This is a genomic window from Amycolatopsis sp. Hca4, assembly GCF_013364075.1.
Taxonomy (GTDB): domain Bacteria; phylum Actinomycetota; class Actinomycetes; order Mycobacteriales; family Pseudonocardiaceae; genus Amycolatopsis.
This window is the reverse complement of sequence record NZ_CP054925.1, coordinates 6,965,016-6,976,874: the sequence shown is the minus strand read 5'-3', so window position 1 is coordinate 6,976,874 and position 11,859 is coordinate 6,965,016. Positions and strand designations below refer to the sequence as shown.

Annotated in this window: 11 protein-coding genes; 6 read left to right on the top strand and 5 right to left on the bottom strand. The window is 71.1% G+C overall.

The window, feature by feature from the left end; translation table 11 throughout:
- Positions 1-40: 40 nt before the first annotated feature.
- The gene (locus HUT10_RS31400) at positions 41-700 is read right to left on the bottom strand and encodes a DUF3159 domain-containing protein (protein WP_176174496.1); all 660 of its coding nucleotides are present in this window, start codon (positions 698-700) and stop codon (positions 41-43) included.
- A gap of 268 nt (positions 701-968) precedes the next feature.
- Between HUT10_RS31400 and HUT10_RS31395 the strand changes: the two genes are divergently transcribed.
- The 6 genes from HUT10_RS31395 (at position 969) to HUT10_RS31370 (ending at position 5,622) form a co-directional block, all read left to right on the top strand.
- Positions 969-1,793, top strand: a complete 825-nt coding sequence (locus HUT10_RS31395) for an SGNH/GDSL hydrolase family protein (RefSeq protein WP_176174495.1) — start codon at positions 969-971, stop codon at positions 1,791-1,793.
- Between the two features lie 353 nt (positions 1,794-2,146).
- Positions 2,147-2,881, top strand: coding sequence for an OmpA family protein (locus tag HUT10_RS31390; RefSeq protein WP_254897102.1), 735 nt, complete (start codon positions 2,147-2,149; stop codon positions 2,879-2,881).
- 14 nt (positions 2,882-2,895) lie between these two features.
- Entirely contained in the window at positions 2,896-3,294 is a 399-nt protein-coding gene (locus HUT10_RS31385) for a hypothetical protein (protein WP_176174494.1), read from the top strand.
- A 57-nt stretch (positions 3,295-3,351) separates the two neighbouring features.
- Positions 3,352-3,828: a hypothetical protein gene (locus HUT10_RS31380; RefSeq protein ID WP_176174493.1), complete on the top strand. Its 477-nt coding sequence runs from the start codon at positions 3,352-3,354 to the stop codon at positions 3,826-3,828.
- Positions 3,825-4,706 carry a hypothetical protein gene (locus HUT10_RS31375; RefSeq protein ID WP_086852001.1) on the top strand — a complete coding sequence of 294 codons (882 nt, stop codon included), beginning with the start codon at positions 3,825-3,827 and terminating at the stop codon, positions 4,704-4,706. Before HUT10_RS31380 ends, HUT10_RS31375 begins: the two co-directional genes overlap by 4 nt.
- Positions 4,707-4,956: 250 nt before the next feature.
- Complete coding sequence (locus tag HUT10_RS31370; protein ID WP_176174492.1) at positions 4,957-5,622, top strand: DUF4190 domain-containing protein; 666 nt, start codon at positions 4,957-4,959, stop codon at positions 5,620-5,622.
- Between the two features lie 284 nt (positions 5,623-5,906).
- On the opposite strand, the gene HUT10_RS31365 is transcribed toward HUT10_RS31370, so the two are convergent.
- The 4 genes from HUT10_RS31365 to ectB form a co-directional block, all read right to left on the bottom strand.
- The gene (locus HUT10_RS31365; protein ID WP_176174491.1) at positions 5,907-8,654 is read right to left on the bottom strand and encodes a BTAD domain-containing putative transcriptional regulator; all 2,748 of its coding nucleotides are present in this window, start codon (positions 8,652-8,654) and stop codon (positions 5,907-5,909) included.
- Between the two features lie 603 nt (positions 8,655-9,257).
- The gene (gene thpD, locus HUT10_RS31360) at positions 9,258-10,160 is read right to left on the bottom strand and encodes an ectoine hydroxylase (RefSeq protein WP_176174490.1); all 903 of its coding nucleotides are present in this window, start codon (positions 10,158-10,160) and stop codon (positions 9,258-9,260) included.
- Positions 10,161-10,187: 27 nt separating this feature from the next.
- Positions 10,188-10,580, bottom strand: coding sequence for an ectoine synthase (locus HUT10_RS31355; RefSeq protein ID WP_176174489.1), 393 nt, complete (start codon positions 10,578-10,580; stop codon positions 10,188-10,190).
- 12 nt (positions 10,581-10,592) lie between these two features.
- Entirely contained in the window at positions 10,593-11,846 is a 1,254-nt protein-coding gene (gene ectB, locus HUT10_RS31350; protein WP_176174488.1) for a diaminobutyrate--2-oxoglutarate transaminase, read from the bottom strand.
- Positions 11,847-11,859 lie beyond the last annotated feature (13 nt).

Here is an 11,859-nt window from a genome sequence, read left to right as displayed (position 1 = left end):
GCAGTGGCCCCCGGACCCTCCCCCCTCGCCGGGGGCCGCCTTATGTCCGCGGTAGGTCGTCCGGGCCGGTCTCCGGCGCCAAGCGCAGCCCGGGATGCTCCGGCGGTAACGCCCGGTAGAGCACCCAGCCACTGACCGCGACGGTGAGGGCGACGAGCGGCCAAGACAGCACTGTGCGGGCCACGCCGAGGGCGATGACCTGGCCGGCCCACCACAGCAGGCCGTAGACGACCACGCGCAGCGTGTACTGGAGCACCCACACCCAGCTGGCCCGTGAGTAGGCCTTGAGCAGCACGGCGTCACGGCGCCAGCGCGTCTTCTGGCCCAGCAGCAGGCCGACGACCACGCCGAGCAGCGGCCAGCGCACGACGACGCTGGCCGCCCAGAGCAGCGCGCTGGCCACATTGGACATCAGCTGCAGCAGGAAGAAGTCCTGGGCCCGGCCGGTGTGCAGGGCGATCAGCGCGGCCACGACGACGGCGGCCAGGCTGACGACCAGCGCACGCACCTTGCCGCCGCGGGCGACCCGGTAGGCCCCGACGGCGAGGGCGACCACGACGGCGGCCCCGGCACCCCAGGCGACGGACTGGCCGGCGGCGAGCCAGCCGGCGACGAAGCCGACGGGCGGGATGCTGGCGTCGAGCGCGCCCCGGCGGCCACCGAGGATCTGCGCGAGCGATTCACGGGGTTCGGCGGACACGTGTCCAGCCTGCCGGATGGGGCCCGGGACGCCCCGCGCGGGGAGATTTTCGCCACATCGGGTGCCGGGTTTGCCTCCGAGTGTGCTGTTTCACGGCATGCCGAAGGTGAAGACTGCGTAATAAGGAGGCGCAGAAGGCCGACAAGATAAGACACTGTTACCGCAGGCTGAACGCCCGGGGGTGGAGCGGGTTTGCGGCCGACGCTTAGTTGAGGTGTACAACTACATGTCGGGGTGTGTCGGTCGCAGGGATGGGAAGGGGACCCACGTGTACGGATTCGACAGCTACGTAGCCCTGGGTGACAGCTTCACCGAGGGACTCAACGACGACCTGCCGGACGGCTCGTTCCGCGGGTGGGCGGACCGCCTCGCCGAGGTGCTGGCCGCCGGGCGCAGCGACTTCCGCTACGCCAACCTGGCCCTGCGGGGCAAGATGCTCGACGAGATCCTGGACGAGCAGCTGCCGATCGCCCTGGACCTGAAGCCCGACCTCGTCACGCTGTGTGCCGGCGGCAACGACATCATCGTGCCGGGCGCGGACGTCGACGCGGTGACCGAGCGCTTGGAGGAGGGCGTCGCGAAGCTGCGCGAAGCGGGCATCCCGGTGCTGATGTTCAACGGGCCGGACACGAAGGTCCTGTCGGTGATGTCGGTGCTGCGCGGCAAGGTGGCGATCTACAACACGAACCTGTGGGCGATCGCCGAGCGCCACGGAGCCCGCATGGTCGACCTGTGGACGATGGGGCCGCTGCACGACCGCCGCGCCTGGAGCGACGACCGGTTGCACTTCTCCCCGGACGCCCACCGGCGCATCGCCCTGAAGGCGGCGGAGGTGCTGGGGATCCCGGTGGAGTCGGACTGGCGCGAGCCGTGGCCCCTGGAGGACACGCCCAGCCGCTGGATCGACTCGCGGCGGTCGGACCTGACGTGGACGAAGGTCCACCTGCTGCCGTGGATCCGGCGGCAGTTGAAGGGTGAATCCATGGGGGACGGGCTGTCGCCGAAGCGGCCGCAGCTGGCGCCGCTGGTGCCGTTGGACGTGCCCTTGGAGGTGCTCGAGGTGCCGGAGAGCGCGCGGCAGCAGGCCAGCTGAGGTTTGTGAGGTGTTCGGCGCGGCTGAGGGGTCGGCACGCCGAAGCTTGGCCATGGGCTCGCCGCAGCGCCGGGGCGGCTCATGCGGCTGAGGATCGCGGTACTCGGGCACTGATGGCGGGCGCGCGCCACCGGCACGCGTAGCGGCTTGCGGGCGAGCAGGCGCCCCCCAGACCTGACCCGCCCTCCCAGGGGGAGCCACCCGCTTCCAGCGTACCGACCACCTCCGACAGAAAGTGCCCACCCGAACACGATCCCCGGAGTTGTCCACATGTCGACTTACCTGGGGACAACTTGTGGACTACCACCCGGATTCAGCTCGCCAACCCGCGGCACCCGGCTTACAGTCCCCTTATGCGTCAGCGCTGGATCCTCGTGGTCCCGGTTGCGGTGCTGGTCACAGCGCTGCTCGCGGGGGTCGCCACCTGGACTGCGTCCGGCGGCATCGAGCGTGACCTCACCGCACGGGCCCAAACCGCCCTCTTCGAAGCCGGCCTGCCCACCGGGGACGTGCGATTCGACGGCCGGGATGCCACCCTCAGCGGCTTCCCGCCCGGCCAAGCTCTCCGCGCCCTCGAAATCGTGCAGAACGTCGACGGCGTCCGGGCGGCCAAGGTCAACGGCGACGTCACCCCCATCGCGCCGAGCAGCAGCGCCACCGCAAGCCCGCCGCCGACAAGCACCACCACCACGAGCCCGCCGCCGACCACCAGCACCACCGCTCCGCCTCCCACCGACAAGGCCGGCGTGCAAGCCGAGATCGATCGGATGCTCACCGAAACGCCCATCGCCTTCGAGCCCGACAGCGCCCGCCTCACCCCCGAAGGGGAGCAGGCCGCGCGCAGCATCGCGGTCGCCCTCGCCAAGGCGCCCGCCGGCTTCCGGTACCGCGTCACCGGGCACGTTGCGCGGGGGCCCGGCGGCGAAAGCGCCGCACTGAAGCTTTCCCGGGACCGCGCCCGGGCCGTCGCGCGGATCCTCACCACCAACGGCCTGACCACCGGCCGCGTGACCTACCGGGGGCTGGGCGACACCCGGCCGGCCACCGGCGGCGAGGAAGACCGGCGTGTCGAGATCACGGTCGTTTGAGGGGTGATGAGCTGATGTTCTGGCTGTTCGGGCAGATCTGGCTGTGGCTGATCGTCGCCTTCGCCCTGGGTGCGCTGACCTCCTGGGTGGTGCTGCGCGCCGCGGCCCGGCCCCGGTCAGAACCCGTCCGGGACGTCGAGCCCGAGCCCGATGACCACGAGCCGCCGCCTCCGCTGTCGACCGAGCAGACGCAGTTCATCCCCGCCGCCTGGGCGCAGCACGCGCCCGAGCGGCGGGGCGGTCTCCACGACGACGAGGAGGCCGAGCCCGTCGGCCACCGCGAAGGCCACCTGCCGCTGCCGCCGCAGCGCGGGGCCCAGGACGAACAGTGGCCCACCGAAGACGAGCCCGCGTGGCCGGAGTCCGAAGAGGCCACCCCGCAGTGGCCGCAGCAGCCTGGGCGCAGTGGCTGACACCCATCCTGGTAAGTTCGGCTACGCACTGTGAGCGAGGGCTGAGGAGGGGGTGGAGTGGCGCTCCCCCATTGGACGCCGCAGCAGGTCCTGCCGCCGGGCCGGCACGCGGGTGACCTCGCCGACGTCTACGAACGCCTGGTGTTCGACGCCCCGCACCAGAACGACCGGGAGATCCTGTTCAGCGCGCTCAACAGCTACCTCGGCGTCGCCCGGCGGATCATCCCGTCCGGCCGCGCCTGGATCGGCGGCGAGCTCATCACCCGGACCGCCCACCCGCCGCGCGGCCTCGACGTCGTCCTCATCCCGGACGAGTGGGGCGCGCTCAAGCGGCTCGACGACGCCGGCCGCTCGGCGCTGTACGGCCTGCTGACGCTGCGCGGGGTGATCGTCGGGCAGCCCGCCATGTACCTCGACCAGGTCCAGCCGGTCGGCGGCATGCTGGACGGCTTCCTGTGCCGTCCCGGGGACGAAGACGTGTGGGCCGAGGTCTGGGCCGAAGGCGGCAGGGGTTACCCGGAGATGATCTGGTGAGGAACGAGTTCCGGCGCATCGCCGACGAGATCCCCGGCGGCACGTGGCTCGACGACCTGGCCCGCGCCTCCGCGATGGCGGCCAACGCCAAGTTCGAGCGGACGTCCCGCTCGCCGCTGCTGCACGTCTCGGTGATCGGCGAGCAGACGATCGACGCCTACACCTTCTCCGACATCAGCCGCGCGCTGCAGGACGCGACGGCGAAGATCGGGCACATCATCCGGAACCCGTCCGGCGAGGTCACCCAGGTCCAGCAGACCGACCGGGACAAGGCTCCGCTGATCCAGCGCGGCCAGGCGGGCAACGCGATCTTCTTCGGCTTCCCGGAGCCGCTGGCCGACGACGCCCTGATCGTCGACGGCATCGAGACGCTGTCCGAGCGCGCGGTCAAGGAGCTCTGCGACTTCCTGCCGGCGAACGGCTCGGACGACGGCGCGCTCGACGCCGTGCTGCTCCAGCGGGACACCGTCCGCAACGCGGTGAGCGACATCGTCAACGCCGTCGCGAAGAACGCCGGCATCGGAATGGCGCTGACCCCGACCGCGGGCGAGCAGGTCACCCGCAGCATGACCACCGAGCAGGCCCGGATCCTGCAGGGCAGCCTCCGCGAATCCCGCGAGGAGGTCGGCTACGAGACCGTCCGCGGCCGGCTCGACGGCGTCCGCACCCGGCGGCGCATCTTCTACCTCGACCGCGAGTCGGGCGGCACGATCCAGGGCGCGGTGGCGCCGGACCTGCTCGACCAGATCAAGGAGAACCTCGACCGCCCGGTGACCGCCCGGTTGCGCGTGGTGCGCACGACGACGATCGACGGACGCCGCGGCCGCCCCGTTTTCGAACTGCTGGAAATCACTCCGGAAGTGAGCCTTTTCGACTGAGAAGTCCGGTATGCGACTTTCGTCTTGAACGCCGATACCAACCGTCGTCGTGGGCCGAACGGCCACGAAAACCGTGGGAACTCCGATATTCTTCCCATTGATCACCGGGCCACGTCATGCCCGGGATGTCAGGAAATATCGATACCTGACGCCAAATGGTGGGACAATGACTTTTTCCAGAATGTAACAATTTCGTTCTGGGCCACACTTATGGGTTAACGTCGTCGCACTCCCACCCGAAGGGGTTCGCATGATGACCGACCCGCAGTACCCGCCGGCCACCGCGCGCCACGGACGGCCCGCGCCGCCGGTGACGGCCACGGAGCGTCGTCAAGCCAATGCGAAGCCCGCACGGAACATTCTGGCCATCGTCGGCCTGCTGTTCGGCGTGGCCGCGCTGGTCGTCACGTTCGTGCCGGACATCGAGTTCGTCGCGTGGCCGCTGGGCGGGGTCGGGCTCGTCCTGGCGATCGCCGGGCTGGTCCAGGCCAGGAAGGGCGCGGTCGGCGACCGCGGGGTGGCGGTCACCGCGACCTGCGTCACCGTCGCCGCGCTGCTCACCACGGCCGGGATGCTGCTGTACTCGACCTTCTTCGGCGGCGGCGAGTCCGGGCTGCACCTGCCCGCGGTGGCCACCGACAAGCACGCCGTCACCTTCCAGGTGACCTCGGCAGGCGGCGCGACCGTGCGCTACGGCAGCCTCAACGACCAGCGCACCGAAAACGCTCCGGCCAGCACCGACGCGTGGCTGGGCCAGGCGTCGTACAACAATGGCTCGTACCTGCTGACGCTCACCGCCGACACCCGCAATGCGACGGTCAGCAACGAAATCAAGTGCGCCATTCTCGTCGACGGCAAGAAGGTCGCGGAAAACAGCGGCACGACGATCGCGCTCTGCACGGCCAACGTCGGCTGAACGGTCCCGGTACCCCGCCTGGCGACCGGCCGGCCTACCCCCAAGTCGGCCGGCCGGGCCGCCACGAGCCGCTCCTGGCGGCTCCGGGTCCCACGCGGGGTTTCCCGCGCGGGGCCTGGCACCGGCTTCTCCGCCTGCCCCTCCCCTAGGGCTCCGCCGGCACCGCCGAACCTACGCGGACGGCGCCCGCGCCCACTAAGAATCCACTAAGGATTGAGCGCGCGGACGCGGTCGTGACCCATTCGCAACGAAATTCCGGCCGTTCGAAACTGTCGGAATGCGGTTCACAGCAGTTCGGCGAGTTCCGTCCGTACCTCACCGACGAGCTTCGGGTGCACGCGTTCGTAAATGCGCACCGACAACGCCAGTTGTTCACGGGCACCGTCGATGTCGCCGCGGGCCCGAAGCACCCGGCCCAGCGTCAGCCGCAGGGTGCCTTCCCGCGCGACGAACTCGCGGCTGATCGCCAGGTCGATCGCCTCCCAGACGGACCGCTCGGCCGCTTCGAGGTCGCCGGACCGCAGGCTGAGCTCGGCCAGCTCGTCGAGCGAGACGACGACCTGGTCGTCGTCACCGAGTTCGCGGTCGATCCGCAGGGCGCCCCGCTGGTGGGCGATCGCGTCGGCCAGCCGGCCCGCCCGCTTCTCCGCCTGCGCGCAGTTGCCGAGCGCCAGCCCGCGCAGGGTGACGTCGGGGGCGTTCGCGACGGCCTCGGTGAGCCGCTCGATAGCGGTTCCGTGCTCGCCGAGCCGGCTCAGCGCGCGCCCGAGGTGCAGGTCCACCGCCGTCCGCAGCCGCCGGTCGGCCGTCTCGGCGGCCAGCTCCGCCGCCCGTTCGGCGTCGGCGAGGCCGTACCCGGGCAGCTCGAAGGCGAGGGCGATCTCGCACCGCGCGAGCCACATCCAGCACTGCCCCGCGACGTCGCCCGCGGCTTCGGCGGCGGCGACGCCGAGGTCGGCCATCCGCGTCCACTCGTCCAGCAGCGGGCACGCGACGCGGTAGGTGTGGGCCACCCGGGCCAGCCGCCAGACGTCGTCGTGGCGACCGGCGGTGTACGCGGCGTCGAGGACGGCCAGCAGGTTCGGCCACTCGGCCGCGAACCAGTCGTGCGCCTCGGCGAAGCCGGTGAGCGGCGGCATCACGTCTTCGGCGAGCACGCGGGAGAAGTCGAGCGGGTCGGCGACCCGGCCCAGCAGGCGGCGCGCCCGGTCGGCGACCGCCTGGTAGTAGCGGACCGTCCAGCCGAGCGCTTCGTCGCGTTCCTTGTCGCCGAGCTCCTGTTCCGCGAGCTCCCGCAGGTACAGCCAGACGAGGTCGTGCGGCACGAAGACGTCCCGCTCGGTCTCGGTGATGAGGTTGTGCGCGGCCAGCGTGCGCAGTCGGCGCCGGGCCTCGGCCACGGTGATCTGCGCGACCGCGGCCATCACGTGCGGCCCGACCAGCACTCCCGGGATCGCGCCCAGCTGCAGGAACGTCTCGGCGACCTCGCCGGGCAGGCCGCGGAAGGAGACGTCGAACGCCGCGCGGACGCTGTCGTCGGCGCCGTCGACCTCCAGTCCGGCGAGCCGGGTGCGTTCGTTACCGAGCTCGTCGACCAGCTCCTCCGCGGTCCGCTGCGCGCTCGCCGAAAGCCGGGCACCGGCGATCCGCAACGCCAGCGGCAGGTAGCCGCAGAGCCGCGCGAGGGCGTGGTTGAGGACGGCCGGGCCGGCGAGCTCCTCGATCAGCGCCACGGCGTCGTCGGGCGCGAGCGTGCCGAGCACGCGCTGCTTGGCCGCGTTCGACACGGCGAGCCCGTCGAGGCGCGAGCGGCTGGTCACCACCGTCATCGTCCGCGCGCTCGGCGGCAGCAGCGGGCGCACCTGCTCGGCGGTGCGGGCGTCGTCGAGCAGCACCAGCATCCGCCGCCCGGCGATCAGCGACCGGTAGAGCGCGACGCGCTCGTGCAGCAGCTCCGGGATCTGCGCGGTTTCGACGCCGAGGCCGAGCAGGAACTGGGTGAGCAGCTCGGCCGGCTCCAGCGGCGGGTGGTGCGGGTCGAAGCCGCGCAGCGACGCGAACAGGACGCCGTCCGGGAACCGCGGCGCGACCCGGTGCGCCCACCACACGACCAGGGTGCTCTTGCCGACCCCGGCGGTGCCGGTGACCACGGCGATGGTCGTCTGCCCGGCTTCGGCGCGGGTCACCAGGCCGTCGAGCCAGGCCAGCTCCTCGGTGCGCCCGGCCAGGCTGGGCACCGCCGCGGGCAGCTGCGAAATCGCTTTCGCCTGCTCGTCGCCGCCGGCCGGGGCGACGACGTCCCGCGCGGGGAGGTCGTCGTTGAGGACGCGTTCGTGCAGCCAGCGCAGCTCGGCACCGGGTTCGACGCCGAGGGTGCGCAAGGTCGCGCGGGAGACGGTCCGGTACAGCTCGAGCGCGTCCCCGCGGCGGCCCGCGTGGTACAGCGCCCGCATCAGCTGCTCGGCGGTCCGCTCGGCCAGCGGATCGGCCCGGACGATCGGGCTGAGCTCGACGATCAGCTCCGCGTGCCTGCCCAGTTCGAGGTCGGCGTCGACGCGGGCGCCGTGCACGGCGAGGCGCAGGTCCTCCAGCTCGGGGGCGCGCAGGGAGTCCGGCACCCCGCCCAGCGCGGGACCCTGCCAGAGCGCGAGCGCCTCGGCGAGCAGCGCGGCGGCGACCTCGGGGGTGGCCACCGAAGCGCGCTCGAGCAGCGTGCGCGCCCGGTGGACGTCGATCCGGTCGGGCTCGACGTCCAGCCGGTAGCCCGGGGGTGTGGTGAGGATCCGCAGGCCGTCGAGGTCGCGCAGGATCCGCCGCAGGTGCGAGACGTTCCCGTGGACGATGGTGCGGGCGGTGGCCGGCGGGTCGTGACCCCACAGGGCGTCGATGATCTCGTCGAGCCCGACGACCTTGCCGGGCCGCAACGCCAGCAGCGCGAGCAGGCCGCGGACCGCGGGACCGCCGATCGGGACGGGCTCGTCGCCGTGGCAGAGCTGGACGGGCCCGAGCAGCTGGAGCCGGGTCTGGGCCATGCTCGCGCCCACCTCCCCGGGTCCACCGTGCCCCGGCGTCGCCCCCGCCGGGAAAATCAACCTACCGTGACGGCCGGCTGGCGAATACCGCCCCACCGGGCCGGGACCAGGAGGTTTCGTGACGCTCCGGATTCCGTGGCCGCGGCCGGGTGCGCCTGCGATCGGCGCCGGTACGACAGGACCCCGCACCACCGGTCCCGATCCGGTGGTGCGGGGTCACTGGCAAAACTCCCGGCCGGGCCGCCAGGGGGCCGGTCCGCCCGTCCGCCGCCGAGGGCAACCGGGCGGGTGAGCTCACCCCGAGCGAAGTACCCGCCGCCGGCCGTCCGCGAAGACGTGTTGCGCGGGCCACACACCCACGCGGTGGCGACACGGTAACAAAGCGGAACGAGTCAGTCACGGGCGGGTCCGGACTTTTTCCGGGGTTTCCGGCGCTCGACGCGGGCAAGACGCAGCCGGGCGATGGCTTCCCGCGCTTCCCGCGGGATCGCGCGCGGCCAAGCCTGCTGAGGAGCACGCGCGCTCCACGAGCCGCGCACGGCGAAACCCCGGGCCGGAGACGCGGCTCGCGTCCCCGGCCCCGGGGCGAAGTCCCGCAGAACCTCAGCGCGTGATCGGCGCCGGGTTCCGGCCCGCGATGAACGCCGGCCGCGGTGTGCTCGCCGCGAACGGCTCCTGCAGGGCGTTCTCCACGCTGTTGAACACCAGGAAGATGTTCGAGCGCGGGTACGGCGTGATGTTGTTGCCGGAGCCGTGCATGATGTTCGAGTCGAACCACAGCGCCGAGCCCGCCTGGCCGGTGAACTGGTCGATGCCGTGCTCGGCCGCCATCTTCGTGATGTCGTCCTCGCTCGGAACGCCCACCCGCTGCTCCTTGAGCGAGCTCTTGTAGTTCGCCTCCGGCGTCTCGCCGGCGCACTGGACGAACGTCCGGTGCGAGCCCGGCATGATCATCAGCCCGCCGTTGAACGGGTGGTTGTCCGTCAGCGCGATGGAGCAGCTGACCGCGCGCGGGGCCGGCATGCCGTCCTCCGCGTGCCAGGTTTCGAAGTCCGAGTGCCAGTAGAAGCCGGTGCCCTTGAAGCCGGGCATGTAGTTGACCCGGCTCTGGTGGATGTACACCTCCGAGCCGAGCAGCTGCCGCGCCCGGTCCAGCACGCGGGGGTCGCGCACCAGCTCGGCGATCAGGCCCGAGATCTCGTGGACGTCGAAGATCGACCGGACCTCCCCGGTCTTCGCCTCGGTGATCACCCGCTCGTCCCGCGCCAGCTCGCTGTCGGAGGACAGCCGCACCAGCTCCTGCCAGTACGTCTGCACCTCCCCGACCGAGAGCAGGTCCTCGACCACGGTGTAGCCGCGTGCCTCGTGGTTGGCCAGCGTGGCGGCGTCGATCGGGCCGTCGGCTCCGGTGCCCCACACCGTCGGGTGCACGCGCGGCAGGTGCTCCGGCGTACCGGTGATCCGGGTCGGGTAACTGTCGTCGACCCGGGTGTCCATCAGCGTCACGGGCTTCGCCTCCTGTTCCTCTCCGGTTTACGAGTCCTCGGTGATCAGCGGGTACACGCCGTTCTCGTCGTGCACCTCGCGGCCGGTCACCGGCGGGTTGAACACGCACACGCACTTGATCTCGGTCTTCGGCCGGACCTGGTGCTTGTCGTGGTCGTTGAGCAGGTAGAGCGTGCCGGGCTTGAGCTCGTAGACCTTGCCGGTGGCCAGGTCCTCGATCTCGCCTTCACCGGAGGTGATGAACACCGCCTCGATGTGGTTGGCGTACCAGAAGTCGTTGACCGTCCCCGCGTACAACGTGGTCTCGTGCACCGAGAAGCCGACGCCTTCCTTGGCCAGGATGATCCTCTTGCTGCGCCAGTTCTCGGTCTTGATGTCGGCGTCGGTGTCGGTGATCTCGTCGAGTGTGCGGACGAGCACGGGCAATCTCCCTTACTTGTTCAGGACGGCCTTCACGGACTCGTCGATGATCGACAGGCCCTGCGTCAGCTCGTCGTCGGTCAGCGTCAGCGGCGGCAGCAGCTTCATGACTTCGCCGTCCGGGCCGGAGGTTTCCATCAGCAGGCCGCGCGCAAACGCTTCCGCGCAGACCCGGCCGGCCAGGTCGCCGTCGGCGAACTCGAGACCACGCGCCAGGCCGCGGCCCTTGGCGGTCAGGTTCGCCTCGGGGTAGGCCTCGATGATGCCGGAGAACGCGGTGGCGATGCGCTCCCCCTTCGCCTTCGTCGACTTCTCGAGCGCGTCGTCGCTCCAGTAGACGTCGATCGCTTCCTTGGCGGTGACGAACGCCGGGCTGATGCCGCGGAAGGTGCCGTTGTGCTCGCCCGGCTCCCAGACGTCGAGCTCCGGCTTGATCAGCGTCAGCGCCATCGGGATGCCGTAGCCGCCGATGGACTTCGACAGGCAGACGATGTCCGGCGTGATCCCGGCGTCCTCGAAGGAGAAGAACGGCCCGGTGCGGCCGCAGCCCATCTGGACGTCGTCGAGGATCAGCAGGATGTTGTGGCGCTTGCAGAGGTCGTCGAGCCCCTTCAGCCACTCCAGGCGCGCGGCGTTGATGCCGCCCTCGCCCTGCACGCCTTCGACGATCACCGCGGCCGGCTCGTTGAGCCCGCTGCCGGAGTCCTCGAGGAGCTTCTCGAAGTACAGGAAGTCCGGCATGGCGCCGTCGAAGTACTTGTCGTACGGCATCGGGGTGGCGTGCACCAGCGGGACGCCGGCGCCGCCGCGCTTCATCGAATTGCCCGTGACCGACAGCGCGCCGAGCGTCATGCCGTGGAAGGCGTTGGTGAAGTTGATGACCGACTCGCGGCCGGTCACCTTGCGCGCCAGCTTCAGCGCGGCCTCGACGGCGTTCGCGCCACCCGGACCGGGGAACACGACCTTGTAGTTCAGGCCGCGCGGGTCGAGGATCTTGTCGCGGAAGGTCTGCAGGAAGTCGCGCTTGGCCACGGTGAACATGTCCAGGGCGTGGGTGACGCCGTCGCGCTGGATGTAGTCGATCAGGGCCTGCTTCAGCTGGGGGTTGTTGTGCCCGTAGTTCAGCGCGCCGGCCCCGGCGAAGAAGTCCAGATAGGGCTTCCCGCTTTCGTCGTACAGGTGGCTGCCCTGCGCGCGGTCGAAGACGACCGGCCAGCCTCGGCTGTAGCTGCGTACTTCGGATTCGAGCTCTTCGAAGATGCTCATGTGTTTCTTTCGC

Coding starts and splice junctions, on each gene's coding strand:
- HUT10_RS31390 (WP_254897102.1), top strand. CDS start 2,147: ATGCGTCAGCGCTGGATCCTCGTGGTCCCGGTTGCGGTGCTGGTCACA.
- ectB (WP_176174488.1), bottom strand. CDS start 11,846: ATGAGCATCTTCGAAGAGCTCGAATCCGAAGTACGCAGCTACAGCCGA.
- HUT10_RS31385 (WP_176174494.1), top strand. CDS start 2,896: ATGTTCTGGCTGTTCGGGCAGATCTGGCTGTGGCTGATCGTCGCCTTC.
- HUT10_RS31365 (WP_176174491.1), bottom strand. CDS start 8,654: ATGGCCCAGACCCGGCTCCAGCTGCTCGGGCCCGTCCAGCTCTGCCAC.
- HUT10_RS31370 (WP_176174492.1), top strand. CDS start 4,957: ATGATGACCGACCCGCAGTACCCGCCGGCCACCGCGCGCCACGGACGG.